This is a genomic window from Cupriavidus sp. FW305-27 (assembly GCF_058787995.1).
This window is the reverse complement of the sequence record NZ_JBYTAG010000001.1, coordinates 34,492-60,401: the sequence shown is the minus strand read 5'-3', so window position 1 is coordinate 60,401 and position 25,910 is coordinate 34,492. Positions and strand designations below refer to the sequence as shown.

Here is a 25,910-nt window from a genome sequence, read left to right as displayed (position 1 = left end):
ATGGGCACCGCGAAAAAGGCGGGGTACGCCGACGTCCTGGTCGGACTGCAATATGGCGATGAGGGGAAGGCGCGGGTCGTCGATCACCTCGCCGGCGAGTACCAGGTGATTGCGCGCTTCAACGGCGGCGCGAACGCCGGGCATACCATCGCCACGCCTGACGGAACCTTGCGGCTACGGCAGGTCCCCTCCGGGGTGCTGCATCCCGGCGTTGCGCTCTACATCGGCTCAGGCTGCGTGATCGGGTTGCAGCAACTGGCAGCCGAAATCGAGATGCTCGCGGCGCAGGGGATCGATCTGGGCGGGCGGTTGACGATCAGTGACAGGTGTCCGGTCGTCCAGCCTCTCCATGTCCTGGCCGATCGCCACGATGGCGCCCAGATTGGCACCACCGGCAACGGCATCGGCCCGTGTTATGCGGATCTCGCGACCCGCGTGCGGGGAGGGGAGCGATCTTCGTTTCAGCTCCGCGACCTGGTGGTTGACGGGAGCCGGGTGTTCGAGCAGATGATGCGGCTGGCCGTGCAGCGCGACGGCGACGGCGAGGGTCTTGTGGCCGTGGTGAACGCGATGCGCCAGGCGTGGAAGGTGGTTGAGCCGTTCGTGACGGACGATCCGGTTGCGCTCTTGCGGCGGGTCGAAGCGGGTGCCAATGTGCTCTTCGAGGGCGCGCAGTCCGTCATGCTCGATGTGGTGCAGGGCGTTCAGCCTTGGGTCACGTCCAGCCATACGATGCCTTCTTACGCGTATGTGGGTGGCGACCTCCCATGCAAGTATCACCGCAAGACCATCGGCGTCGCCAAGGCGATCGTATCCCGGGTCGGCAGCGGGCCGTTGCCAACCGAACTTGGCGCAGGGCGATCCGAGGCCTATTGCGCCGATGCGGCGCGGGAGGGCCGCGGCGGGGCCGACGAGGCGGCCAGGCTGGATCCGCTGGCTTTGCTCGCCGAAGCGGACGAATTCTCCATCGGCGTGGCGATCCGGATGCTGTCGAATGAGTACGGCACCGGAACCGGCCGGCCACGGCGGGTAGGGCTGCTTGACGTGGCGCAGCTCCGGCTTGCTGTACGGCAATGCGGGGTTGACGAGGTGTATCTGAACAAGTGCGACAGCCTGGCGGCCTTTGACCGCACGCGCGAGCGCTGCATCCCGGTCGTTGCCGGCGCCACTGACACCGGTGGCCAGCGCGTGGTGCGGTTTCCTGCCTTTGCCGAAGACACCATCCCGACGGATGCCACTTCCCCCCTGCCTCCGCAACTGGAAGCCCTGCTTGAATGGCTGGCGGATGCCATTGGCCGGCCCTTGCGCGGAATTGGTTTGGGGCCCGGACGCGCGCAGATGCGGCATTTTCAGAACCATCAGCAGACGAGACCATGACGACCACGACACCCGCCTACCTTCACAACGAAATGCGCCGGACCGACCTGGCCTGGACCGACTGGCCGGCCATCGAGGCCTTCCTCCGGAACGAGCTGATCTGCCGGGTCGCGGTGCATGACACACCCTATCCCTACATTACCGCGCAGAGCTTTACCTTCACCGGCGACGCCTTCCTGATCCACAGTTCCAGATTCGGAAAGCTGGCCTCGGCGATTCGGGCGAATCCCCTGGTCACGATCGAGGTCGACCGGCCCGTGGCCTTGCTGAAGGCACCGAAGGGACAGAATACAAGCCTCGAGTACTACAGCGCCATCGCGCGATGCGAAGTCAGGCTGCGGGACAGTACCGACGAGGTGCGTGCCCACCAGTACCAGGCGCTGGACAAGTTCCGGCCCGAGAAAGACTACTCGCCGATCGAGGACGGCGCAGCCAGCCAGATCGTTGCCTATCGCTGCGAGATTCGTGAGATGAGCGCGAAGAAACGCATTCTTGCCGATGGACAGTACTCGCCACCGGGTCAGCCGAAAGCGCCGTACCTGCGCTATCCCTTCCAGTCCGGTGCCACGCTGTCCGGCTTGCCGCCGGAGGCATTCGATCCCCACAGGTTTGCTTCCAGGTGAGTCAGGCCATCGCGCGACATGAAGAGGTGCTCCGGCACCTCTTTTTTTTGGTTCAACGAGGAATTCCGGGGAACGCCGCCTTGATCTTTAGGAAGAAGTAGTCCTCGACACGGTAGCCGTAGGCTCGGCGCTTGATGACTTTGATGGTGTTGTTGATGCCCTCAACGACGCTTGTGTTCAGCGGGTACCGGCATCACGCGCTATACGATGCCCGAGCGAACTGTTACGCCTTCCTGTGAGCGGAGAGGTGAACATTCGGATATCCGCATATTCTGATTTGACGCCTTCATTGCATGCTGCACTGCAAGTGTCGAACAAATCGGAGACACGATTTCACAGCGCGGTCGGCCGTCTCAGTTCGACCCAGTGCTGCCTCTCAAATGAGATGGACGACCGTCAGGTTCCAGCGCGACATGAGACCATCGCGGATGAGACCACGTCGACGACTTTGCGAATTGGAGTTCTGGATGACAGCTAGCGTCACGCACGCAAGCTCGTCGCAGCCTACGGAAAGTCTTCACGGTGCTCCGCCCATGTCAGGATCGCATCCAGTGCCGGGCACAACGCCTGGCCCCAATCAGTCAGGCGGTAGTCCACCTTCGGCGGCACCTGATGATAGACCGTACGTGTCACGATGCCGTCCGCTTCGAGGCGGCGTAGCTGCTGGGCAAGCATCTTCTGTGTGATGCCGGGGATCAGTCTCTCGAGGTCCGAAAAGCGCTGTACCTGACCACCGAAAAGGTGAAACAAGATCACCAGCTTCCAGCGGCCTTCCAGCAGCTTGAATGCGGCTTCGACATCGATTGCGGCAGTCGCGGGGGTGTAGTTTTTTCGGTTAGCCAAGGGTTACTTACTTTTTTGTGCGTTCTTGCGATACGGTAACTGTAGCGCCATGATTGGGGCATGCAAACCTTCACGTTGAGGTAAACCCCGATGAACATGATGCTGCCTCCGCCACTGGATGCCTATCTGCTCGCGGAAACCGTCACGGACACCGCCCCTCTCTCGAACTGCTTTACCGCCGATGCCGTTGTGCGGGACGAAGGCCGCACGATCAAGGGGCTGGAAGCAATCCAGGCCTGGAAGAAGGACAGCAAAACCAGGTACCAGTACAGCATTGAGCCGTTGGACGTCTCCCAGAACGGCGCCACTGTGACGATGCACGCACGACTCACGGGCACATTCCCTGGCAGCCCGGTCGAGCTGACCTACACGTTCGTCCTGGCCGGCGGCAGGATTGCGTCGCTGGAGATTCGCCAATGAGCTCCGCACCCGAACTTCTGGGGCTTCGGGCGCTCGTTACGGGCGGAACGAAAGGCGTCGGCAAAGCCGTCGTCGCACGCCTTTGCGAGGCAGGTGCGAACGTTCTGACGACGGCGCGTTCCCGTCCCGATGAACTTGCCGAAGAACGGTTCATCGGGGCGGACATCACGACGGCCAAGGGCTGTAAAGCCATTGTCGACGCCGTGCTCAAGCGGTTCGGTGGCGTCGATATAGTCGTGCACGTCGTGGGCGGCTCATCTGCACCGGCCGGTGGCTTCAGCGTGCTAGATGACGATGAATGGAACAAGGCATTGAACCTGAACCTATTCCCGGCAGTGCGCATCGATCGCGCGCTGTTGCCCTCGATGGTCGAGCAGCGTTCGGGCGTCATTATCCACGTCACGTCGATCCAGCGGCAATTACCGTTGCCGGAGGCGACGATTGCCTATGCCGCCGCCAAGGCTGCCCTGTCAAACTACAGCAAAGCCTTGTCCAAGGAGGTCAGTCCGAAGGGCGTTCGCGTCGTGCGTGTCTCACCGGGCTGGGTCGAGACGGATGCCGCCGCAGGTCTCGTTGCCGAGATCGCCCGCCAAGGCGGCATCGACGCGGAAGGCGCCCGCAAGGTCATCATGGATTCGCTCGGCGGCATTCCTCTTGGCCGGCCATGCTCACCCCGGGAAGTGGCAGAACTCATTGGTTTCCTCGTCTCTGGCCGCGCCAGCGCCATCACCGGCACTGAGTACGTCATCGACGGAGGAACTGTTCCGACTGCGTGATCTGAGCCGCTTGCCCGGCCGCCCTGGTGTCGAACGTGTCTGCCTACGGACAGGCAGCCACGACCAAGCCTCTTCTGCGAGACAGGGCTTCTGTTCGCGACCGCCGCAACGGTCTACGAGCCGACGGTCACAGCATCATTGACGACTGTCTCTTATCGGTCCGGGAGCGGGCAGTCGTGAAATTTCCTTGAGCGACTCAAGCTGGCCGAACTCGGCCGTCGGACCAGTGGCCTTCCCCGGAAATCGGCGATGAACCTTTTTTTTTGGGGCCCACGCGACCCGCGGCAATTGGCTTGGCACCTGCGAGACAGACCTTGGCGTTCCCGCGCGCGTCGCGGCTGCGTCTCCACGCGACAGTAGCAGGCGATATCGCATCGATGCGTTATCGCCTGCCGCCAGTGCCCAAGAGCGCTGGTACTGGAACTACTGGAGACAAGATGAAGCTTACCTCTCTCGAGCTGATGCGCGTGCGCACCGGCGACCGGCTGGAACGGCTACCCGTATGCGGGTATCACCGCCTTCTGTTTGCCATCATTGCGCTGGCCTTCTTTTTCGATAACCTCGACCTGGCCATGATGACGTATCTGCTGGGATCGATTCGGACGGAATTCGGGTTGACCGCAGCGCAGGCCGGCATGCTCGGCAGCGCCAGCTTCGTCGGCATGGCCACTGGCGCGATCAGCTCCGGCGTGCTGGCGGACAAGTTCGGCCGCAAGCCGGTCTTCCAGGTCAGCATGATCATCTGGGGCGTGGGCAGCTATCTGTGCTCCACCGCGAACGGTCCCATGGAGCTGGGTGCGTATCGGCTGTTGCTCGGGCTCGGCATGGGCATGGAGCTGCCATTGGCGCAGACGCTGATGTCGGAATTCATTCCCGCGCGCCAGCGCGGCAAGTACCTGGCGCTGATGGACGGAAACTGGCCGATCGCCTTCATTTGCGCTGGGCTGATGTCGTACTACGTGCTGAGCGCCTACACCTGGCGCACGATGTTCCTGCTCGGCGCGGTCCCGGCGCTATTCCTGATCGTAGTCCGCCGCTTTGTGCCCGAGTCCCCGCGCTGGCTGGAGTCGCAGGGACGCCATGCCGAAGCGGCCGACATTGTCGACCGTATCGAGCAATCGGTCATGCGGCGGATGAAGCTCGATGCGTTGCCGGAAGTCACGCCGGCGGCAGCGGCGGCGGAGCCGGCCACATCGGGCCTGCGCGTGCTCTGGTCCCGCGAGTACCGTAGTCGGACCTTGACCGTATGGGGCCTGTGGTTCTTCGCCCTGCTGGGGTTCTACGGCCTCAATACCTGGATTGGCGCGTTGCTGCAGCAATCGGGCCTCGGGGTAACCAAATCCGTGCTGTACACGGTGTATATCTCAATCGGCGGCATTCCCGGCTTTCTCTGGGCCGCATGGGCGGTGGAGCGCTGGGGGCGCAAGCCAGCATGCGTGGCGACTCTGGTGGGCGGGGCGTGCATGGTGTTTATCTACGGCAGGGTCGCCGGGTCCAGTCCCGACCCCATGGCGCTCTTCCTTTCCGGCGGCATGATGCAGTTCTTCATGTTCGGCATGTGGGCAGTGCTCTATACCTATACGCCGGAACTGTATCCCACGCGGGCGCGCGCTTCAGGTTGCGGGATGGCGTCGACGGTCGGGCGGATCGGATCGCTGCTGGGTCCGGCGTTGGTGGGGCTGGTTCTGCCCGTTGCCGGCCAGGCTGGAGTGTTCTGCCTTGGCGCGCTGTGTTTCCTTGCTGCGGCCGGCATCGTGTTCCGGTTCGGCATCGAGACCCGTGGCAGAGCGCTGGAGACCATTGCTGACTAATACCGCCCCTAGCGATGCATGCGCCCGGGCCCGGCAGCCTTCATGATGCACGCAGGCGCTTCGCATTTGCCATCGCGCGGCCGTGGATCGGCGCGAGGATCTGCTGCATCAGGTTTGTCGCCAGGTCTGCCAGCTGCAGCGGGTTGCCGGGGAACCCGGCGGCCAATTGCAGAAGGTCGGCCTGGCGTTCGAACCATTGCGCGGCGGATCGACTGGACGCCAGCGTCGCCGCGGCCGCGGAGGTCGCCCAAAGATGATCGCTGGTGTCCTTTGCGAGGGTCATGGTCAGGTTGATCCATCCCGAACCCATGGCAAGCAACGATTCAGACGCGGCCTCTCCTTTCTCAACGCTCATCAGGCTGAATTCGCGCTGGTCCTGTTCGCCAGGCGCCGGACCGGCGATGGCCATGCGCGTGGTGCGAATGCTGACGACATGTATTGCTGCCTGGAGCAGTTCGCACATGTCACGAAAGAGGCGGGAGGAGTTTGCAGAAGCGTCGAGGATCGGCTGCGGAAGAGGGGAGGAGGGCACGCGGGTTTTCCTTCGGCATCCGACGAATAACGGACACCTGGCAAGTTCTTGGGAGGCGAGCGGCGTCCGGGTCGCTTTTCGAAGGCGTAGCCGGCTGGCATGCCTCCAAGCATAGGGGTATTTATGTTGCATTGCACCATTTCTTTTGGTTTTCTGCGCTGGATCGGCACGACACGACAGGATCCGGCTTCCCCCGAGCCGCGCTACGCCAAAGCCCTGATTGGTGTCGAAGCCTCAACAGTGTGGGTACCTTGGCGCGCCTACCGCCGTGCGCCGCCGCGGCCTACGATTTGCTCCATGCCGCGGCACGCAGTGGTGAGTGCCACGGCATCCCTTCACATTTTCCATCCCTCAGGAGCCGACATGACTCAACGCGTGAATGCCATGAAGCAGTCCCCCGAACTCTTCAAGAAGTACCTGGAATTCGGCACCCTGCTGCAGGACAATGCGATCGAGCCATCCATCCGTGACCTGGTCGAGATTCGCGCTTCGCAACTCAATGGCTGTGCCTTCTGCCTGGACATGCACGTCAAGCAGTCGCGCATCCATGGCGAGCGAGAGCTCCGCCTTCACCATGTCGCGATCTGGCGCGAATCGACGCTGTTCCAGCCGCGCGAGCGGGCCGCGCTGGCGTGGACCGAGGTGCTGACCAATATCCCGCCGCACGGTGTGCCGGATGACCTGTACGAGCGCGTGCGCGCGCATCTGTCGGAAAAGGAACTCTCGGACCTGACCTTTCTGGTCATGGCCATCAATGGCTGGAACCGGCTGAACGTGGCCTTCCGGACCGTGCCGGGCTCGGCCGACAAGGCCTATGGCCTCGATAAGGCAAAGCTGGATTGACATCGTGAAAATCATCAGAACGCTGGGCCTGGCCCCGCTGCTGCTTTCCGTCCTGCTGGTGGCGCAACCGGCCATGGCTGCGCCGCCGGAGCCCAAGGTGACGCTGCTGTCGACAGAGGCGCTTCCGGAATATCCCGGCAAGGAGGTGCAGATGATCGTGGTGGAATACCCGCCCGGCGGCGCCGACCCGGTGCATCGCCATGACGCGCACGGATTCGTCTATGTCCTTGAGGGCAGTATCGTGATGGGAGTCCGGGGCGGCAAGGAAGTCACGCTGACTGCCGGGCAGACCTTCCACGAAGGCCCTGACGATATTCATATTGTCGGGCGCAACGCCAGCAACACCAGGCCCGCGAAGTTCATGGTGCTGTTGCTGAAGAACAAGGGCGCTCCGATCCTGACGCCAACGAAGTAGCACATTGGCCGGCTGCGGATGCGATCCCGAAGGTTCAGGGATCGCATCCGCGGGCCCGTCGTTGCGCGCAGCTCAGTCAACCACTGCCACGACGCTGACAATGCCCTGCCTGGCCATCTTCACATAGGGGCAGAAGCGCTCGGTATTGCGCACCAGTTCTTCCGCCACCTGTCGTTGCACGCCAGGCATCCTGACCCGGATGTCCGCGGCCAGCGCGAAGCCGCCGTCAACGGGATCGCGGCCGAACGCTATCTCCACTTCCACTGCGAGGTTGTCGACGCTGACATTGGATCGCTGGGCCAGCAGGTTCAGCGCCCCATGAAAGCAGGCGGCATATCCCGCGGCGAACAACTGCTCGGGATTGGTGCCGTGGCCGTGGCCGGGGCCGCCCAGCGCCGCCGGCAGCCGCAGGTCGATGACAAGATTGCCGTCGTCGGAACGCGCCACGCCCGAGGCGCGGCCGTGTCCGGTTTCCCCGCCCGAGACGGTGACGGTCGTGGTGTAGAGGGCGTGGAAGCCCTGCCCGCGATACTTGTCGAGCAGGCTCAGCGGGGGGGCTTGCAGCCCCTTGTTGTCCATATGGCCCGCCCGCGTTGTCAGGCCTTCGGCTTCTGGCTCTGTCGCAGCCACGCTTCGAAAGCGGTCTTGCCCAGGCGTGCCGGGCCTTCCGGTACCAGCGTATCGTCTTGCAGTTCGGCGCCGAAATAGCGGGCCTTGCCATCGACGACAACCTTGCGCGGATCCTTGGTGGCATCGAGATAGCGTTGCACGAGGTCGCTCAGGTGGAAGCGTTCCGGCCCGGCGATATCGACGATGCCGTTGACGGGATCGGCAAGGGCGTGGTCGGCCACAGCTTCGGCCACGTCATCCGAGGCAATCGGCTGGATCGATGCGGATGACAGGCGCACGGAATCGCCATCGGCGCCCGACTGGACGATGCCGCCAAGGAATTCGAGGAACTGCGTGGAGCGGACAATGGTGTAAGGGATGCCGGCGTTCCGGATCAGCGCTTCCTGCGCAATCTTGCCGCGGAAGTAGCCACTTTGTGAGAGCTTGTCCGTGCCGACCACTGACAGCGCCACATGGTGCGCGACACCGGCTGCCTTCTCCGCCGCCGCAAGGTTGCGGCCGGACGTCTCGAAGAAATGCAGGACGGCATCATCCGCGAACGATGGCGAGTTGGCCACGTCCACGACAACCTGCGCCCCGGCAAGTGCCTGGCTCAGGCCTTCGCCTGTCAGCGCATTCACGCCGGTCTGCGGAGACGCGGCAACGACTTCATGGCCTTGCCCGGCAAGCCGGGCGACGACCTTGCTGCCGATCAGGCCAGTACCTCCAATCACAACGATCTTCATCATGCACCTCGATTCTGGTGGAAGGGATGGGCATCCAACCCATGTCCCATGCTAGGCGAAGGGGTGCAGTGACGGTAGCGCCGGCGGCGGACGCATGGTGTTTCCCGTTCGGCACCAATGGTGCGGCCGGGTTGTGGCGTTTTCTCAGCCGGTCACCTTCGACCGATACTCGCTGGGCGAGAAGCCCAGGTTGCGCTGGAACGTAAGGCGCATCCGTTCCTCGCTGCCGAAGCCGCACTGCCTTGCGATCTGCTCCACCGGCAGATGCAGGTCCTGGAGCAGCCGGCGTGCGGCTTCCAGCCGGAAATGCTCAACCCCCTTGGCCGGGGTGCGCCCGGTCTTTTGCTTGTAGACCCGGGCAAAGTTGCGGGGGCTCATTCCGACCTGTTCGGCGAGCTGTTCCACTGACAGCCCTTCCCGCGACAGGTTTTCGATGATCCATAGATGGAGCGCCTCGAACAGCGGCACGTGCCGGCTCTGCGCCAGCAGGATCTCGCTGATCTGTGGCTGCGTGCCCGGCCGCTTGATGAAGACCGCCAGCTCCCTGGCCGCGCTCAGCGAGATATCGTGGCCATAGTCGTCCTCGACCAGCGCAAGCGCCATGTCGATGCCGGTGGTCACGCCGGCCGAGGTCCAGATGCGGTCCTGGCGGACGAAAATGGCGTCCCGGTCCAGTTCGACCGCGGCAAAGCGCGCGCGGAACTGCGCATGCATCGCCCAGTGAGTGGCAGCGCGCCTGCCGTCAAGCAAGCCCGCTTGCGCAAGCAGGAAGGCCCCGCTGCAGACCGAGGCAACGCGGCGTACCTGTCCGGCGGCCTGCTGCAGCCAGGCGACCAGCGAGGTGGCGCTGTCGAGCACCCTGACCATCTCGGGGGCACCCGGGAGGATGATCGTATCGATGTGCTGCAGATCGATTTCCGAGAGCGCCATGGCCTGCACGGCGGTGCCTTCGGCCGAGGCAACCAGGCCGCCGTGCTCGCTTGCCAGATAGCTCCGGTAGCCGGCGAAGCCGCGTTCGCGTGCAAACCGGGAGGCAGCCCAGAACACGGTTTGCGGTCCGGTGAGATCAAGCAGGCTCATGTCCGGGAAGGCCACGAACAGAAGATTGCGTGGCTGGTCGTCAAGTGTCCGGGAAGAGGGCGCAGGCGGAGAGGGAACCATGGCAGGGATCTTGAAAGTCGATGGATGTTATGCCGCCGGCGCGATCCCGCGCAAGGCATGTGGCCGGCAAGCACGCGCAGTGCGACGCCTTCGCCACGGATCGCAGCGGAAGGCCCTGTGGACCGGCGCCTTCCGCTGCTTCATATCTGCATTGTCGCCGCTCGCGCCGGGCCGGATGGCAGAAATCCAGGGGCATCTGTCATTTACCCGGGCATGGCGGGTCATTACGATCATGCCATGGTTGTGCACCGCACAGCGTGGATCCTCATTCGTTGCGCCGCTCCGAAAGGCAATGACATGGACATCGTCGTTCCAGACGTTCGCCTGACGTCCCCTGTCAACCGCGGGGGGGCGGATAGAGACGTAACCGGTATGCCGCAGCGGGGCTTTCGCCCCGGCCCGCCGGATCGCGCGGACGGGCTGTCCGCCAGTTTCGCGGCAAGCTACGCCGGCATCATCGCCTTCATGGCGGTCGCCACCGAGGGCAGCTTCTCCAAGGCGGGCGAGCGGCTGGGCATCGGCCGCTCAGCGGTCAGCCGCAACGTCCTGAAGCTGGAAACGCAGCTGAGCACCCGGCTGTTCCTGCGCACCACGCGCACCACCCAACTGACCCGCGAGGGCGAGCGCTTCTTCGAGAACTGCCACCAGGGCGTGGCGCATATCGTCGAGGCCATGAACGACATGCTGGAACTGCGCCTTGGACCGCCAAGCGGCCTGCTTCGCATTAGCGCGACGGCCGGCTTCGGCCGCAAGGTGGTGGCGCCGCTGCTGTCGAAGTTCTCGGCGGCTTATCCGGACATTTCCCTGGACCTGGTGCTCGATGACCGGCCAACGGACTTCGCGGCCGGGAACATCGACGTCGCGTTCCGCAATGGCCGCATCGAGGATTCAAGCATCGTTGCGAAGCAGCTGATCCCGATGCAGATGGCTGTGTGCGCGTCTCCTGCCTACGCGGCGCGGCATGGACTACCGTCGACGCTGGAGGATATCGCCCGGCACGAATGCATCAACACCCGCATCGCCGGCGCGCGCATCCTTGAATGGGAATTCAAGGTCGAGGGGCATGTGCGCAAGGTTGTGCCTGCCGCAAGGCTGACGTTCAATGACCCTGAGCTGGTGCTGGCGGCGGTGCTCGACGGGCTGGGCATCGCGCAGATGGCGGGCTACCAGGCCTGCGACCGCATCGCCCGCGGCGAACTGGTCATCGCCATGGGACGGTATGCGCCTGACGACCGCGGGCATTACATCTGTTACCTCAGCCGCCAGCACCTGCCCTCGCGCATCCGCGTTTTTGTTGACTTCATGACTGAAGAGATCCGGGCGCTCAATCTGCATTGCCTGGCGGATTTCTACACGGACTACTCGACGACAGGCTACCGGTCCTTCAGATAGCGTTGTTGTAAGGGCGCGGGCAATCGAATGTCCCGCCTCAGCTCCCGCACGCGTGAATCAGGAACTCCCTCAGCGCATCCGCCGGCTTGCCCAGCTTGCGCCCGGGCTGCCACAGCATGCCAACCTCCATGTCCGGCACCGCATTGGCAATCGGGCGGGCCTCGATCTGCTTTCCCTCCAGTGACCACGGGCGATACACCATGTCGGACAGCACGGTGACGCCGAAGCCATGCGCCACCAGCCCGCGCAGGGCCTCCATCGAGCCGGTCCGGAATGCGACCTTGGGTGCGAGCCGGTGGCTGCGCCAGTAACGCAGCGTGGATTCCTCGGCCTCGTCCACGGTGATGAGGATATACGGATAGGCCGCAATATCGCGCAGCGAAGGGCGCTCGACGGCCAGCAGCGGATGGCTGGACGAAGTCCACAACTGGCGCCGGGATCGCATCAGCGTATGGCGCTGGAAGCGCTGGGGCCGCTCCAGGTTCGACAGCAGCGCGATGCCCAGCTCGATCTCCCCCGCCAGCACGGCCCGCTCGATATCGGGCCGGTCCATGTCGAGCAGATCCAGTTCGATGTCCGGATAGTTGGTGCGAAAGCGCGCCAGCAGCCCCGGCAGGAAGTAGCCCAGCACCGTATAGGAGGCGGCAAGGCGCACGCTGCCCTGCAACCCGTGCACCTGGAAGCGCGGCTCGCGCAGCGCATCCTCGACCGAATCCAGGATCTGGCGGGCGTGCTGGAAGAAGAGGTGGCCTTCTGCCGTCAACGTCACCCCATGGGGCCGGCGCTCGAACAGGCGCACCGCCAGGCGCTGCTCAAGCGCCAGCACGGCATTGGTGATGGCCGACTGCGAGACATGCTCGGCGGTCGCGGCCATCGAGAATTGCCCGGTCTCCGCGGCCGCGACGAAGTAGCGGAACTGCCTCAGCGTGACTTCCTTGGCCAGTCTTTCCGAGCCTTCGCGCGCCTTGGACATGGGAATCTCCGGGTTATCCGTTTTTCAGATATCAGGTGTTTGAATTCATGATTTTACGATGACGGCACGGATTTCTAAACTGCTCCGGATACAAGAGAACAAGCACGGAGACTGAGATCGTGAATGCCCCGCTGAACCCCGCCTTGCTCGAAGCCCTGGCCAGCGCCAGCCTGGACGACAAGTACACCCTGGAGCAGGGCCGCGTCTACATGAGCGGCGTGCAGGCCCTGGTCCGCCTGCCAATGCTACAGAAGGCGCGCGACCGCGCCGCCGGCCTCAACACCGCCGGCTTTATCTCGGGCTATCGCGGCTCGCCGCTGGGCGGCGTCGACCAGGCCCTGTGGAAGGCCAAGCAGCACCTGGCGGCCAGCGACGTGGTGTTCCAGCCCGGCGTCAACGAAGACCTTGCCGCGACCGCCGTCTGGGGCAGCCAGCAGGTCAACCTGTTCCCCGGCGCCACGCGCGACGGCGTGTTCTCGATGTGGTATGGCAAGGGGCCGGGCGTGGACCGGTCCATCGACGTGCTCAAGCACGCCAATTCGGCCGGCTCGTCGCGCCATGGCGGCGTGCTGCTGCTGGCCGGCGACGACCATGCCGCCAAGTCCTCCACCGTGGCGCACCAGTCGGAGCACGTGCTGCAGGCCGCCGGCATCCCGGTGCTGTACCCCGCCAATGTGCAGGAGTACCTCGACTACGGCCTGCATGGCTGGGCCATGAGCCGGTATTCCGGCCTGTGGGTGGCAATGAAGTGCGTCACCGACGTGGTGGAGTCGACCGCCTCGGTCGAGATCGATCCCGAGCGCGTGCAGATCGCGCTGCCGCAGGACTTTGTCATGCCGCAGGGCGGACTCAATATCCGCTGGCCCGATTCCCCGCTGGAGCAGGAGGCGCGGCTGCTTGACCACAAGTGGTATGCGGCGCTGGCCTATGTGCGGGCCAACCGCCTCAATCGCGTCGTGCTCGATTCGCCGAACGCGCGCTTCGGCATCATGACCGCCGGCAAGGCGTACCTGGACGTGCGCCAGGCGCTCGCAGACCTGGGCCTGGACGATGACACCTGCGCCCGCATCGGCATCCGCGTCTACAAGGTGGGTTGCGTGTGGCCGCTGGAGGCGCATGGCGCCCGTGAGTTCGCCACCGGCCTGGAAGAGATCCTGGTGGTGGAAGAGAAGCGGCAGATCCTCGAATACGCACTCAAGGAAGAGCTGTACAACTGGCGCGAGGATGTGCGGCCCAAGGTCTTCGGCAAGTTCGACCAGCGTGGCAACGATGGCGGCGAGTGGTCGGTGCCGCGTGGCAACTGGCTGCTGCCCGCGCACTATGAATTGTCGCCGGCGCTGATCGCCAAGGCCATCGCCCGCCGGCTGGAACGCTTTGACCTGCCGGAAGCGGTGCGCGCACGCATTGCCGCGCGCGTGGCGCTGATCGAGGCCAAGGAGCGCGAGGCCGCGCAGCCGCGCATCGCGGTGGAGCGCAAGCCCTGGTTCTGCTCGGGGTGCCCGCACAATACGTCCACGCGCGTGCCGGAGGGCTCGCGTGCGCTGGCCGGCATCGGGTGCCACTACATGACCCTGTGGATGGACCGCAATACCGACACCTTCAGCCAGATGGGCGGCGAAGGCGTGGCCTGGACCGGCCAGATGCATTTCACCGGCGACAAGCACGTGTTTGCCAACCTGGGCGACGGCACGTATTTCCACTCGGGGCTGCTGGCCATCCGCGCATCGATCGCGGCCAAGGCCAATATCACCTACAAGATCCTGTTCAATGACGCCGTGGCAATGACCGGCGGGCAGCCCATCGACGGCGTGCTGACGGTGCCGCAGATTGCGCACCAGGTGCTGGCCGAGGGCGCGAAGAAGCTGGTCGTCGTCACCGACGAGCCGCAGAAGTATGGCGACGGCGCCATGCTGCCGTCTGGCGTGGCCGTGTTCCACCGCGACCAGCTCGACGCCGTCCAGGTCGAGCTGCGCGATACCGCGGGCGTCACCATCCTGATCTACGACCAGACCTGCGCGACCGAGAAGCGCCGCCGCCGCAAGCGCGGCACCTATCCTGACCCGGCCAAGCGCGCCTTTATCAACGACGCGGTCTGCGAGGGCTGCGGCGATTGCTCGGCCAAGTCCAACTGCCTGTCGGTGGAGCCGCTGGAGACCGAACTCGGGACCAAGCGCAAGATCAACCAGTCGTCGTGCAACAAGGATTTCTCCTGCGTCAACGGCTTCTGCCCGAGCTTTGTCACTGCCGAGGGGGCGCAGGTGCGCAAGCCCGCGGCAGCGGGTGGCAAAGGCACCGGCGCCGACTTCGAGGCGCTGCCGCTGCCGCGGCTGCCGGCCCTGGAGCGGCCGTACGGCGTGCTGGTCACCGGTGTGGGCGGCACTGGCGTGGTCACCATCGGCGGCCTGCTGGGCATGGCATCGCACCTTGAACGCAAGGGCGTGACCGTGCTCGACATGGCTGGCCTGGCACAGAAGGGCGGGGCTGTGATCAGCCACGTGCAGATCGCACCGGGCCCGGACGACCTGCATGCGACGCGTATCGCGACGGGTGAGGCGCGCCTGGTGATCGGGGGCGACGCCATCGTCTCGGCGTCGCCCGAGGTGTTGTCGAAGGTCCGGCATGGCCTGACCGCCGCCGTGGTCAACAGCGCCAACACGCCCACCGCGGAATTCATCAAGAACCCGAAGTGGAAGTTCCCCGGTGCCAGCGCCGAGCAGGATCTGCGCGCCAGCGTGGGCGATGCCTGCGCATTCTTCGACGCCAGCGCATGGGCGGTGACCCTGCTGGCCGACGCCATCTACTCCAACCCGCTGTTGCTCGGCTTTGCCTGGCAGAAGGGCTGGATCCCGCTGCAGCGTGAAAGCCTGCTGCGCGCGATCGAACTCAATGGGGTGTCGATCGACAAGAACCGGCTGGCATTCGAATGGGGGCGGTATCTCGCGCACCATGGCGAGGCGGCGGTCAAGGCGCACTTGCCGGGTGCTCCGGCGGCCCCGGCCGCACAGGTCGTGGCAATCCCGCAGGCGCTCGACACCCTGATCCGCAAGCGCGAGACGATGCTGGCCGAATACCAGAACTCTGCATATGCCGCCCGCTACCGCGAGGCTGTCGAGCGCATCCGCGCCGCGGAGCAGCAACTGGGCATCGACCGCAAGCTGCCGTTGACCGAGGCCGTGGCCCGCAACCTGGCCAAGCTGATGGCCTACAAAGACGAATACGAGGTGGCGCGCCTCTACGCCGATCCCGCCTTCCTGGACAAGCTGCGCGCCCAGTTTGAAGGGGAGCCCGGCCGCGACTACCAGCTCAACTTCTGGCTGGCGCCGCCGCTGCTGGCCAAGACCGACAAGGGCCACCCGGTCAAGCGCCGCTTCGGTCCGCGCACGATGACGGCATTCCGCTTGCTGGCGCGCCTGAAGGGGTTGCGTGGCACGGCGTTCGATGTGTTTGGTAAGACTGCCGAGCGCCGCGCCGAGCGGGCGCTGGTCAACGACTATCTGGCCTTGGTCGACGAGTTCGCGGCGTCCCTGAGCGCGGACAACGTCGACACCGCGCTGGCGCTTGCCGCGTTGCCGGAGGATATCCGCGGCTACGGCCACGTGAAGGAGGCCAGCATGGATGCGGCGGCAGTACGGCGGGACGCGTTGCTGGCGCAGTATCGCGGCGCGGCCCGGCGGGCTGCTGCTTGAGGGGCGGGCGGTTCGAGCCCTGCGCCGAACCGCCCCCCTGTCTATGCTTCGCGCCGGGCGAGCGCCAGAATGGCGCCCAGGCCCAGCATCGTCACGCCCGACATCCGGGTCATCAAGCGGGCGCGAGCTCCGCGGGCGGCGCCGGACTTGAGCAGACGATGCGCGGCAAACACGACAACAACGTCGACCAGCGTATTGAGCGCGACGCAAATGCAGCCCAACAGCACCAACTGCGGCACCAGAGCTTCGCTCGCCGAGACAAACTGCGGCAGGAACGCCAGAAAGAACAGCGCCGTCTTGACGTTCAGGACCTCGACCATGATGCCCTCGACCAGAGCGCGGCGCGCACCTCTGGATGGCATGGTTTCGAGCGTGACCGGCGCCTGCTTGCGCATCAGCATGCGAATCCCCAGGTACACCAGATAAGCAGCACCCAGATACTTGAGCAGGTTGAATGCCATGGCCGACTGGGCAATGACCAGCGACAGGCCCAAGGCTGCCGCGAGCACATGGAGCAAGCCTCCGAGGGCGGTGCCGAAGCATGAAGCCAGGCCTGCGGATCGGCCGCCAGCCACCGTTCGTGCAACGACATAGGCGATGGCCGGGCCGGGGGTGATGGCGAGAACGATGGCTGCGATCAGGAAGGGGATGAATGACATGGCGGGGTATTCGTCAATGGTGAGGAAAAGCTGAGCGCGGGCCCGGGGGCAATTCAACCAGCCTTGCGCATGGACTGCGCAAGTTCGCCATACCCCCGCGCCTCCAGGGTCTCGGCGGCACCGAGGCGGTCCCGCAACTCCTTGTTCTGGCTGAGCTTGACCTTGCCCACCAGCGAAGTGACGGCGATCTCGATGCCCACGATGTTGCGCAGCATGCTGTCGATGTACTCCGGCGCGGAGTCCCCCATCTTCCAGGGCCTGGGTTCGGCTGCCTCGTGCCGCCGTGTCAGGCGCGCAACCAGGCGGCGAACAAAACGCTCGTCGTCATGCACGGTGATCGTGCCGTGCGCGTGCACCACCTCGTAGTTCCAGGTCGGCACCTGGCGGTGCGCCTCATGCTTGCTCGGGTACCAGTTGGGCGAGATATAGGCCTCGGCGCCCCGGAACACGACCATGACCGGCGAGCCGGTGGGGCAACGCTGCCAGAGCGGGTTCGCGCGGGCCACGTGGGCTGTGAGCACGCCGTGGGTTCCCTCGCCGGGATCGAACTCGAACGGGATGTGGTCGGCATCCAGTCCGGCGCTGCCTTGCGTAACCAGCATCCCCAGCGGGTGCTCGCGGATGATGCGGCCCAGTTCCTCTGGCCGGTTTTCAGCAAAGTGAGCAGGAATATACATGGTGGGGAATCGGAAGCGATGGAATGCTCGATACTGTCGCCGACAACTGGCACAATCGGAAGGTCCGGTTTTCATGATTCTTTATGGGCCAGTCACGCCAGCCAGCCGGTACCCGTGCCGGAGCCACGGGCGCGGGGCGCCGCATCTACGATCTTCTGCGTGCCCAGATCGCGGACGGCACCCTGCCGCCGGGCGCCCGGGCGCCGTCCACACGGGCGCTGGCGTCCGAGTTGGGGGTGTCGCGTACCACTGTCACCGCCGCCTACGAACAACTTGCTGCCGAGGGCTTCCTCGTCACTGCGGTGGGGCGCGTGGCCCGAATCGCCAGCCCCCTGGCGGCACCGGCACCAGCCGGGATCAGCGCAGGCCGGCGCGCCAGGTCCGCCCCAACCCTGTCCGAATTCGGGCGCCGCGTGGCGGGACTCGGCATGCCGGCACTGCTGCAGGCTGAACCGGTTCGTTTCGACTTCCTGTATGGGGCGGTGGCTTCGCGGGACTTCCCAACCCTGGCCTGGCGGCGTGCCTACCAGGCCGAACTGCTGCGCCAGCAAAACAGCCTGTCTTACGCCCCGCCAGAAGGTGAGGCGTCGCTGCGACGCGCCCTCCAGGGCTATTTGCGGCGTGCCCGGGGACTGGCCTGCGAGGCCGAGCAGGTTCTGGTGGTGCATGGCTCGCAGCAGGCCATCGACCTGTGCGCGCGGCTGCTGCTGGATGCCGGCGACGCCTTTGCCTTCGAAGATCCCGGCTACCTGATGGCGAGGCGCTGCTTCGAAGCCACCGGCGCCAGGTGCCAGGCCACGCCGGTGGACGGGCATGGCCTGGATACCGCCAGCCTTCCCCAGGACGATCGTGTGCGCCTGGTGTACGTGACACCATCGCACCAGTTCCCACTAGGGGGCGTGCTGCCGATCGGCCGGCGCCTGGAGCTGCTGCAATGGGCGCAGCGCCACGACGCCTGGATCATCGAGGACGACTACGACGGGGAGTTCCGCTACGGCCAGCGCCCGATCGACACGCTGCGCTCGATCGACACCGACGGCCGCGTGATCTACGTCGGCACTTTCTCCAAGGCGCTGTCGCCACAACTGCGGCTCGGCTACCTGGTGCTGCCGCCTGAGCTGGTGCCGGTGTTCCGGCAGGCCAAGCGGCTGGCCGACCGCCATGCGCCCGTGCTGGAGCAGCGCGTGCTGGCAGCGCTGATCGAAAGCGGTGCCTACGAACGCCATGTGCGGCGCATGCGCCGGGAAAACGAGCGCCGGCGAGCGGCCTTGCTGGATGGCGTCGCACGTTTCCTGCCAGCGGACGCGGAAGTCTGCGGTACGGCGGCGGGGCTGCATGTGGTGCTGTGGTTGCCGTCGCTGCGGCCCCGCGACGAGACAGCGCTGGTGGCCGCTGCGCGCAGCCAGGATGTGGGGGTCTACCCGGTATCACCGTTGTTTGCAGGGGCCCGGCCGCACGGACAGCGTCGAGCGGCCGGGCTGGTGCTCGGTTATGCGAGTTTGACGGTGGAGCAGATTCAGCGGGGGATGCAGATTTTAGGGGCGGTGATTGCGGCGATGGGGCGGGCGCAAGGCCAGCCACATCAGCTTGATGGCCGCCTGACTACTGGTCAGGAGGCTCCAGGCGGGGGCCGCATCAATAGTTCATCGTCACGTTGAGCATGGCCACCCGCGGATTGCCCACTGGTAGCACGTTGTTGTTCAGGCCGCCCGCGTAGTACATCTTGTCGAACACGTTCTTGACGTTGAACGCCGCGCGCCAGTGCGATGCCACGTAGCCGACGGCAAGATCGACCACCGTGTAGCCCGGCACGGTGTAGTTAAAGCTGTAGCCGCGCTTGGCGCTCTCGCCGCGCACGCCGGCACCGACGTACCAGCCAGCCAGCGCGCCGCGGAAGCGGTACTGGCTCCACACCGAGAAGCTGTGCCGGGGCACGCTGTTGAGCGGCTTGCCGACGTTCGCAGCCGTGGTGTCTTCGGTGACTTCGCTTGCGATATAGGCATAGGCGCCCGAAACGCTGAGGCCATTGCCGAGATCCTGCGTCAGCTCTATTTCCAGCCCGCGCGAACGCTGTTCGCCCACGGCCACGCTGAAGCCTGTGTTAACCGGATCGGTACTGAGCACATTGGTGCGGGTCAGGTCGAACGCGGCCAGGGTCAGCAGGCCGGTCTTGTCCGGCATGTCGAACTTGATGCCCACTTCGTACTGGCGGCCCTTCTCGGGCTTGAACGTGGCGCCGTTGACGTCGGTGCCGGCGTTCGGCAGGAACGAAGTGGCGAAGCTCAGGTACGGACGTGCCCAGTGCGTCAGGTCGTACATCACGCCCGCGCTGCCGGTGACGGCGTTGTCGTCGTTGCCGGTACGCGACCGCGCCAGCCGGTCCGTCGTGCTCGTCTGCGCGGATTCGTAGCGCACGCCGCCGGTCACGGTCCAGCGCTCGGCGATACGGATCTGGTCGCGCAGGTAGAGGCCAACCGCGTTTAGCGTATCGGTCGCGTCCAGGCTATAGGCGGACGGGCAGTTGATGCTGGCGCCATAGACCGGGTTGTAGACGTTCAGCGCTGCCACGCGGCACGTCTTCTGCAGGCGGTCTTCCTTCGTATGGCGGTAGTCGATGCCAAGGGTCACGCTGTGGGCATGCCCCGTGAACGCGAAAGTCCGCTGCACGTTAGTGTCAACACCGAACGAGTCCCCCGAGAAGCTCTGCTGCGTGCCACTGCGGTTCATCGCCTGGCTGTTGACGGCCATGGTGCCGGCCGACACCAGCGTGCCGGTCAGCGACGACGTCTGGTAGCGCAGGTTCTGGTTCAAGGTCCAGCCGGAGTCGAAGCGGTGCGTCAGCGCGTAGCCGATGCGGTTCTGCTCGCCGTCATAAGACGGCGCATTCGGCTCGCCGATGAAGCGGTTGCTCGGCACCACGCCATTGCGGTTCGGCACCAGGGTGCCATTCACTGGCAGGCCCTGCTGGCGCACGTAGTTGCGTTGGCTGTGGCTGGCCAGGATCGTGAAGTCCGTGCGCGTGCCAAGGTCGAGCGTCAGCGATGGCGCGATCCAGCGGTTGCGATACCAGACGTAGTCGGTCGGATCGTCGCTGTTCATCATCAGCGCGTTCAGGCGGAACGCGGCCTTGCTGTCCTTGGCCAGCGGCGTGCCGACGTCGACCGTCGCCTGCCGGAAGCCGTAGTTGCCGACGGTCAGGCCCAGTTCACCGAACAGTTCGGCACGCGGGCGCTTGCTGACCATGTTGACCAGGCCGCCCGGCTGCACCGCGCCGAACAGGATCGAGGCCGGTCCCTTGAGCACTTCCACGCGTTCCACGCCGAACAGCTCCTGCGCCACGCGGTTGTTGCTGTCGACGAGCAATCCGTCGGCAAAGATCGATTCCGATGCACGCTGGCCGCGGATGATGAAGTCGTCCCAGCCGCGCCTGCCATAGACGTTGGTGACCACGCCGGCTGAGTTCTGCAGCGCGTCGCTGAGGTTCTGTGCCTGCTGGCTGTCGAGCAGGTCACGCGTAATGACGGTGATCGACTGCGCGGCGTCGGCCGCGGATTGATCCGACTTGGTCACTCCGGCCGGCCGCCGCGTGCTGAAGCCTACGTCAGTTTGCCCGTCGGCGGCGGCGCTGACCGTCACGGATGGCAGCGTGGCGGGATCTTCGGCGGCGAGGGAAACGACGGGAGGCAGGAGCAGGCAACTGACGGCGGCGGGTATGGCAAGACGGCGGACAAGCATGAGGGCGCAAGGTGAAAACGACGAAAGTGGCGCATCATAAATGAGAATGGTTTGTATTTACAAGAATTTCGTCCGGCAAAAGCCGTACTAACTTTTTGATTCGTATCCATCAACGCCGTTTCTATGGCACATGCTTTCCCTACATAGCGGTCCCTGCGCAGCCCCGTTGCTGCTATCAATGTTCTCTTCCCGGCCGCCTGCCCATGAAACGCACCACCACCATTCCAACCCCGCCGCCCGATGCCGCACATGTCCTGGTGCCGGCCGACGCGCAGGCGGGCCATGCCTGCGCCGACGACCGCAACTTCGTCACCGCGCTGGCACGCGGCATGGAGCTGTTGCGCGCCTTCGGGCCGCAGGACGATTACCTGGGCAACGCCGAGCTGTCGCGGCGCACCGGCATCCCGCGCCCGACCGTGTCGCGGCTCACCTACACGCTGGCCACGCTCGGCTATCTCACCTACATCGAAGCCACTGAGAAGTACCGGCTGGGGCAGGGCGCGATGGTGCTGGGCCACCGCTATGTAGGCGGCGCCGGCATCCGCGAGATCGCTCAGCCGCTGATGCAGTCGCTGGCGTTTGCCTCCGATTGCACGGTGGCACTGGCCATGCCGGACCGGCACGCCATGGTCTACCTGGAAAGCTGCCAGCCGCGCGGGGCGCTGGTGATCCGGCTGGCGCCGGGCGCGCGCCTGCCGATGGCCACCTCGGCGATCGGCCGCGCCTGGCTGGCGGGGCTCGATGCCGATCACCGCGAGGCCGCGCTGGCCGAACTGGCGCGCCACTATGGCTCGCGCTGGCCCGCCGTGCGCACCGGCATCGACCGTGCGCTGCGCGACCACGCACGGCGCGGCTTCTGCGTGGCGCATGCCGAATGGGACCGCACCGTCAGCGGCGCCGCCGCGCCGCTGCGCCTGGCGGGCAGCAGCGAGGTGCTGGCGTTGAATATCGGCGGGGCCGCGACACGGCTGTCGCCCGAGATCCTGGAAAGCAACCTGGGCCCGCGCATCCGCGAACTGGCCGAGACCCTGCAGGCGCGGCTGTGGCAACCCGGCGGCGCGCGCGCGACCGCCCGCTTTGCTTCCGCGCAGCCGGACCCTGATACCTATCCCCACGCGTCCAACGCATGACGCGGGCACTGAATTCAACGAGGAGACAACCCATGGAAGTACGCAACAAGACCGTCGTGGTGACCGGCGCGGCCACCGGCATCGGGCGCGCGCTGGCGCTGGCCTTTGCGCAGGCCGGCGCGCGCGGCGTGGCTGTGGCCGACCTGAACGCGGCCGGCGCCGCCACCGTTGCCACCGAGGTCCAGGCCGCGGCGCCTGCGTGCCAGGTGTTCGCCCAGCCGGTCGACGTGGCCGATGCCGCCGCCGTGCAGGGCCTGGCCGACGAGGCCACGCGCCGCTTTGGCCAGGTCGACATCTTCTGTTCCAACGCCGGCATCATCCTGCGCAAGGGGCTGGATGCGAGCGCCGACGAGTGGCAGCGCATCTGGGAAATCAACGTGATGGCGCATATCCACGCGGCCAGGGCGGTGCTGCCGCAGATGCTGGAGCGCGGCGACGGCTACTTTATCAACACGGTGTCGGCAGCGGGCCTGTTGTCGCAGATCGGCTCGGCGCCGTATGCGGTGACCAAGCACGCCGCCATCGGCTTTGCCGAGTGGCTGTCGATCACCTACGGCGACCGCGGCATCAAGGTCAGCTGCATCTGCCCGCAGGGCGTGCAGACCAACATGCTGTTCGGCGAGAAGGGCGAGCGCAAGGGCTTCCTGCAGGAAGGCTCGGTCACCGCCGAGCACGTCGCCGCGGTGACGCTGGAAGGGGTGGCCGATGAGCGCTTCCTGATCTTGCCGCACCCGGAGGTGCTTGAGTACTATCGCCGCAAGGGCCAGGACTATGACCGCTGGCTGCGCGGCATGCGGCGCCTGCATGACAAGGTGATGCAGGAGTTCGGCGGCATCGCGGTATAGAGCTTAGCAGGTTCAGACGGCGGCAGTGGCCGCCGTCTTCACATAGCAGGCGGCCACGCAGCCGCCGGCAACAGGAGGAACACCCATGCGTTTCGGCACCCTTGCCGCGGCAATGCTTGTCACATCCGCGCTGGTCGGCGCGGCCCCCGCGCTCGCGCAAACCTGGCCCGCCAAGCCGATCCGGATCGTGGTCGGCTTCCCGACCGGCGGCGCGCCCGATACGCTGGCGCGCATCGTCTCGGAGAAGATCTCGCCATCGTGGGGCCAGCCCGTGATCGTGGACAACAAGCCCGGCGCGGGCGGCAATATCGGCGCCGAGGCGGTGGCGCACGCGCCGGCAGACGGCTACACCCTGGCACTGGGCACGGTCGGCACGCACTCGATCAACGGCGCGCTGTACAGCAAGATGCCGTACGACATGGTGAAGGACTTCGCGCCGGTCATGATGATCGCCTCGACGCCCAACGTGCTGGTGGTCAACCCCGGCGTGCCGGCGAAGACCACGGCCGAGCTGATCGCACTGGCGAAGAGCAAGCCCGGCGCGCTGACCTTCGGCACCCCCGGCGTCGGCACCTCGCCGCACGTGGCCGGAGAAATGTTCAATTCGATGGCCGGCGTCAAGATCACGCACGTGCCCTACAAGGGCCGAGCCATGGCCATCCCCGACCTGCTCGGCGGCCATATCACCATGATGTTCGACAACCTGCCGTCGGCCTTGCCCGTGGTGCGCGAGGGCAAGCTGCGCGCGCTGGGCATTACCAGCGCGAAGCGCTCGGCCTCGGCACCGGATATCCCGACACTGGCCGAGCAGGGCTTGCCTGGATTTGAAGCCGATTCATGGTTCGCCGTGTTCGCGCCGGCCAATACGCCGAAGGATGTGGTGGCCAGGCTCAACACTGAACTCAACCGCATCTTCACGCTGCCCGATGTGCAGGCGAAGCTGAAGACGCTGGGGCTGGATCCGATCCTGGGGACGCCGGAGAAACTGGCGGCATACCAGCGCCAGGAGATTGCAAAATGGGCGAGGGTGGTGAAGGAATCGGGGGCGAAGGCGGAGTAGGCCTTTAAATCCAGAGGGTTTGCTCCCCTCTCCCGCTTGCGGGAGAGGGGAGCACGCAATCACTGATCAGGCGTCCGGCTCCACCGCCCCCCGCGCAGGTTCCGCGCCGCTGGCATCGCGCAACCTGCTCAGGCTGATCAAGGCCCCCAGCGCCGCCACCACCGCCGCCAGATACAGCGCAATGCGGGCCGCGCCGGTCGGCGTCAGGCTGAACAGCAGCGCCACCACCGCTGTGCCGCTGGTCTGCCCCAGCAGCCGCGTGGTCGCCTGCGCGCCGCTGGCGCCGCCGCTGCGCTCGGGCGGCGTGGCGCCGATCATGGCGCGGTTGTTGGGGGACTGGAAGAAGCCGAAGCCCGTGCCGCACATCGCCATGCGCCAGACGATATCCAGGCTGCCGGCGTCCGGGCCCAGCGTGGCCAGCCCGACCAGCCCGCCCGCCAGCATGGCCAGGCCGATGCCGGCGAGGATGCTGGCCGGATAGCGGTCCGACAGCCGGCCCGACACCGTGGCCATCACCGCCACCATCAGCGGCCAGGGCGTGATCAGCAGGCCGGTTTCCTGCAGGGAGCGGCCGAGCTGGTATTCGAGATAGAACGGCAGCGCGATAAAGGCCAGCATCTGCGTCATGAAAGAGCAGAACGAGGTGCCCACCGCCAGCGTGAAGGAGCGGCTGGAAAACAGGTCCACCGGCACCAGCGGAGCGGGGCGCCCGTGCTGGCGCCGCACCAGCAGCCAACCCAGCATCACAGCGGCGGCCATGCCCGCGGCGCCTGCGATGCGCCAGCGGGCGTGGCCCAGGCCGTCGACGCCGAGGATGAACATGCCGAACACCAGCGCCGACAGCAGCGCGCTGCGGTAGTCGAACTCGCGCGGCTGCGGCGGCGTCGCGGGCAGCGAAGTGCGGCTCAGCACCAGCGCGACGATGGCCACCGGCACGTTGACCGCGAACAGCCATTTCCAGCTGGCGACCGCCAGGATCAGCGCGCCCAGCGACGGGCCCACGGCGATGGTCACGCCGACCACCAGCGCGTTCAGCCCGATGCCGCGGCCCAGGCGCGTGGGCGGGTAGATAAAGCGCACCAGCGCCGTGTTGACGCTCATGATGCCGGCGCCGCCGATGCCCTGCAGCACGCGCGCGGCCACCAGCATCGGCAGGTTGACCGCCAGCGCGCACAGCAGCGAGCCCAGCAGGAAGGTGGCCAGCCCCGCCCGGTACACGCGCTTGTAGCCAAGGATGTCCCCCAGCGACGAGAGCGGCAGCAGGCACACGGTCACCGTCAGCTGATAAGCGTTGACCACCCAGATCGTGCTGGACGGATCGGCCTGCAGCTCGCGTGAGATCGAGGGCAGGGCGATGTTGGCGATCGAACCATCGAGCACGGCCATGATCAGGCCGAAGAAAACAGTGAGGATCGCCCAGGTCCGCTGTGGCTGGGGAAGGCCTTGTTCTGGCTGCATGGGGAGAGACATTGAAGACAATGCCGCGCCAGCATTGCTCAGGCATGGCCAGGACGGCCATGGCGCAGCGTTGCCATTATCGTCCCGCGTGGCGATGCTCGCAAATCCGCTAATTGTGGTAAGGCGCAGCGCGCCGCGC

Annotated in this window: 23 protein-coding genes and 1 pseudogene; 13 read left to right on the top strand and 11 right to left on the bottom strand. The window is 65.8% G+C overall.

Translation table 11 applies throughout. The features are described from left to right. Nucleotides 1-1,377 carry an adenylosuccinate synthetase gene (locus tag AC3WRI_RS00265; RefSeq protein WP_492292303.1) on the top strand — a complete coding sequence of 459 codons (1,377 nt, stop codon included), beginning with the start codon at nucleotides 1-3 and terminating at the stop codon, nucleotides 1,375-1,377. Then, nucleotides 1,374-2,000, top strand: a complete 627-nt coding sequence (locus AC3WRI_RS00260; RefSeq protein ID WP_176844217.1) for a pyridoxamine 5'-phosphate oxidase family protein — start codon at nucleotides 1,374-1,376, stop codon at nucleotides 1,998-2,000. The genes AC3WRI_RS00265 and AC3WRI_RS00260 overlap by 4 nt, the downstream gene beginning before the upstream one ends. A gap of 52 nt (nucleotides 2,001-2,052) precedes the next feature. On the opposite strand, the pseudogene AC3WRI_RS00255 reads toward AC3WRI_RS00260, so the two are convergent. Then, nucleotides 2,053-2,193: pseudogene (locus tag AC3WRI_RS00255) on the bottom strand (transposase); the annotation flags it as partial. Nucleotides 2,194-2,504: 311 nt separating this feature from the next. Next, the gene (locus tag AC3WRI_RS00250; protein WP_011617580.1) at nucleotides 2,505-2,843 is read right to left on the bottom strand and encodes a winged helix-turn-helix transcriptional regulator; all 339 of its coding nucleotides are present in this window, start codon (nucleotides 2,841-2,843) and stop codon (nucleotides 2,505-2,507) included. Between the two features lie 90 nt (nucleotides 2,844-2,933). On the opposite strand from AC3WRI_RS00250, the gene AC3WRI_RS00245 reads away from it, so the two are divergent. From AC3WRI_RS00245 to AC3WRI_RS00235, 3 genes are all read left to right on the top strand, one after another. Next, a complete protein-coding gene (locus tag AC3WRI_RS00245; protein WP_011617579.1) occupies nucleotides 2,934-3,263 on the top strand; it encodes a nuclear transport factor 2 family protein in 330 nt (109 codons plus the stop codon). Continuing rightward, a complete protein-coding gene (locus AC3WRI_RS00240) occupies nucleotides 3,260-4,039 on the top strand; it encodes an SDR family oxidoreductase (protein ID WP_011617578.1) in 780 nt (259 codons plus the stop codon). Before AC3WRI_RS00245 ends, AC3WRI_RS00240 begins: the two co-directional genes overlap by 4 nt. A 437-nt stretch (nucleotides 4,040-4,476) precedes the next feature. Next, the gene (locus AC3WRI_RS00235) at nucleotides 4,477-5,850 is read left to right on the top strand and encodes an MFS transporter (protein WP_010812767.1); all 1,374 of its coding nucleotides are present in this window, start codon (nucleotides 4,477-4,479) and stop codon (nucleotides 5,848-5,850) included. Between the two features lie 40 nt (nucleotides 5,851-5,890). Here AC3WRI_RS00235 and AC3WRI_RS00230 read toward each other — a convergent pair whose 3' ends face one another. Further along, the gene (locus AC3WRI_RS00230) at nucleotides 5,891-6,382 is read right to left on the bottom strand and encodes a polyhydroxyalkanoate granule-associated phasin (protein ID WP_231881453.1); all 492 of its coding nucleotides are present in this window, start codon (nucleotides 6,380-6,382) and stop codon (nucleotides 5,891-5,893) included. Nucleotides 6,383-6,745: 363 nt separating this feature from the next. Here AC3WRI_RS00230 and AC3WRI_RS00225 point away from each other — a divergent pair, with 363 nt between their 5' ends. Both AC3WRI_RS00225 and AC3WRI_RS00220 read left to right on the top strand, forming a co-directional pair. Next, entirely contained in the window at nucleotides 6,746-7,225 is a 480-nt protein-coding gene (locus AC3WRI_RS00225) for a carboxymuconolactone decarboxylase family protein (RefSeq protein ID WP_492292302.1), read from the top strand. A 73-nt stretch (nucleotides 7,226-7,298) separates the two neighbouring features. Beyond that, nucleotides 7,299-7,640 carry a cupin domain-containing protein gene (locus AC3WRI_RS00220; protein WP_371852230.1) on the top strand — a complete coding sequence of 114 codons (342 nt, stop codon included), beginning with the start codon at nucleotides 7,299-7,301 and terminating at the stop codon, nucleotides 7,638-7,640. Between the two features lie 72 nt (nucleotides 7,641-7,712). On the opposite strand, the gene AC3WRI_RS00215 is transcribed toward AC3WRI_RS00220, so the two are convergent. The 3 genes from AC3WRI_RS00215 to AC3WRI_RS00205 all read right to left on the bottom strand — a co-directional run bounded on the left by AC3WRI_RS00215 (nucleotide 7,713) and on the right by AC3WRI_RS00205 (nucleotide 10,156). After that, nucleotides 7,713-8,219 carry an Ohr family peroxiredoxin gene (locus tag AC3WRI_RS00215; RefSeq protein WP_011617575.1) on the bottom strand — a complete coding sequence of 169 codons (507 nt, stop codon included), beginning with the start codon at nucleotides 8,217-8,219 and terminating at the stop codon, nucleotides 7,713-7,715. Between the two features lie 17 nt (nucleotides 8,220-8,236). After that, the gene (locus AC3WRI_RS00210; protein WP_010812772.1) at nucleotides 8,237-8,995 is read right to left on the bottom strand and encodes an SDR family oxidoreductase; all 759 of its coding nucleotides are present in this window, start codon (nucleotides 8,993-8,995) and stop codon (nucleotides 8,237-8,239) included. 144 nt (nucleotides 8,996-9,139) lie between these two features. After that, nucleotides 9,140-10,156, bottom strand: a complete 1,017-nt coding sequence (locus AC3WRI_RS00205) for a GlxA family transcriptional regulator (RefSeq protein ID WP_037023370.1) — start codon at nucleotides 10,154-10,156, stop codon at nucleotides 9,140-9,142. Nucleotides 10,157-10,528: 372 nt separating this feature from the next. Between AC3WRI_RS00205 and AC3WRI_RS00200 the strand changes: the two genes are divergently transcribed. Next, entirely contained in the window at nucleotides 10,529-11,548 is a 1,020-nt protein-coding gene (locus AC3WRI_RS00200) for a LysR family transcriptional regulator (RefSeq protein WP_011617574.1), read from the top strand. Nucleotides 11,549-11,585: 37 nt separating this feature from the next. On the opposite strand, the gene AC3WRI_RS00195 is transcribed toward AC3WRI_RS00200, so the two are convergent. Further along, nucleotides 11,586-12,521 carry a LysR substrate-binding domain-containing protein gene (locus tag AC3WRI_RS00195; RefSeq protein ID WP_081050135.1) on the bottom strand — a complete coding sequence of 312 codons (936 nt, stop codon included), beginning with the start codon at nucleotides 12,519-12,521 and terminating at the stop codon, nucleotides 11,586-11,588. A 119-nt stretch (nucleotides 12,522-12,640) separates the two neighbouring features. Here AC3WRI_RS00195 and AC3WRI_RS00190 point away from each other — a divergent pair, with 119 nt between their 5' ends. Continuing rightward, on the top strand, nucleotides 12,641-16,207 hold the full coding sequence (locus tag AC3WRI_RS00190; protein WP_492292300.1) for an indolepyruvate ferredoxin oxidoreductase family protein: 3,567 nt from the start codon (nucleotides 12,641-12,643) through the stop codon (nucleotides 16,205-16,207). A gap of 41 nt (nucleotides 16,208-16,248) precedes the next feature. Here the strand turns inward: AC3WRI_RS00190 and AC3WRI_RS00185 are convergent, their stop codons facing one another. Beyond that, nucleotides 16,249-16,866, bottom strand: a complete 618-nt coding sequence (locus AC3WRI_RS00185) for a LysE family translocator (RefSeq protein WP_492292299.1) — start codon at nucleotides 16,864-16,866, stop codon at nucleotides 16,249-16,251. A gap of 53 nt (nucleotides 16,867-16,919) precedes the next feature. Then, nucleotides 16,920-17,543, bottom strand: a complete 624-nt coding sequence (locus AC3WRI_RS00180) for an FMN-binding negative transcriptional regulator (protein ID WP_010812778.1) — start codon at nucleotides 17,541-17,543, stop codon at nucleotides 16,920-16,922. 83 nt (nucleotides 17,544-17,626) lie between these two features. Here AC3WRI_RS00180 and pdxR point away from each other — a divergent pair, with 83 nt between their 5' ends. After that, the gene (gene pdxR / locus AC3WRI_RS00175; protein WP_058696539.1) at nucleotides 17,627-19,201 is read left to right on the top strand and encodes a MocR-like pyridoxine biosynthesis transcription factor PdxR; all 1,575 of its coding nucleotides are present in this window, start codon (nucleotides 17,627-17,629) and stop codon (nucleotides 19,199-19,201) included. Here pdxR and AC3WRI_RS00170 read toward each other — a convergent pair. Further along, complete coding sequence (locus AC3WRI_RS00170; protein ID WP_492292297.1) at nucleotides 19,179-21,278, bottom strand: TonB-dependent siderophore receptor; 2,100 nt, start codon at nucleotides 21,276-21,278, stop codon at nucleotides 19,179-19,181. The two genes, pdxR and AC3WRI_RS00170, sit on opposite strands and share 23 nt — an antisense overlap. A 203-nt stretch (nucleotides 21,279-21,481) precedes the next feature. Between AC3WRI_RS00170 and AC3WRI_RS00165 the strand changes: the two genes are divergently transcribed. The 3 genes from AC3WRI_RS00165 to AC3WRI_RS00155 all read left to right on the top strand — a co-directional run bounded on the left by AC3WRI_RS00165 (nucleotide 21,482) and on the right by AC3WRI_RS00155 (nucleotide 24,313). Continuing rightward, nucleotides 21,482-22,408 carry an IclR family transcriptional regulator gene (locus AC3WRI_RS00165; protein WP_454749707.1) on the top strand — a complete coding sequence of 309 codons (927 nt, stop codon included), beginning with the start codon at nucleotides 21,482-21,484 and terminating at the stop codon, nucleotides 22,406-22,408. A gap of 32 nt (nucleotides 22,409-22,440) precedes the next feature. Continuing rightward, entirely contained in the window at nucleotides 22,441-23,253 is an 813-nt protein-coding gene (locus AC3WRI_RS00160) for an SDR family oxidoreductase (RefSeq protein WP_010812782.1), read from the top strand. An 85-nt stretch (nucleotides 23,254-23,338) separates the two neighbouring features. Continuing rightward, nucleotides 23,339-24,313: a Bug family tripartite tricarboxylate transporter substrate binding protein gene (locus tag AC3WRI_RS00155; protein ID WP_010812783.1), complete on the top strand. Its 975-nt coding sequence runs from the start codon at nucleotides 23,339-23,341 to the stop codon at nucleotides 24,311-24,313. A gap of 66 nt (nucleotides 24,314-24,379) precedes the next feature. On the opposite strand, the gene AC3WRI_RS00150 is transcribed toward AC3WRI_RS00155, so the two are convergent. Next, on the bottom strand, nucleotides 24,380-25,771 hold the full coding sequence (locus AC3WRI_RS00150; protein ID WP_010812784.1) for an MFS transporter: 1,392 nt from the start codon (nucleotides 25,769-25,771) through the stop codon (nucleotides 24,380-24,382). Nucleotides 25,772-25,910: the final 139 nt, after the last annotated feature.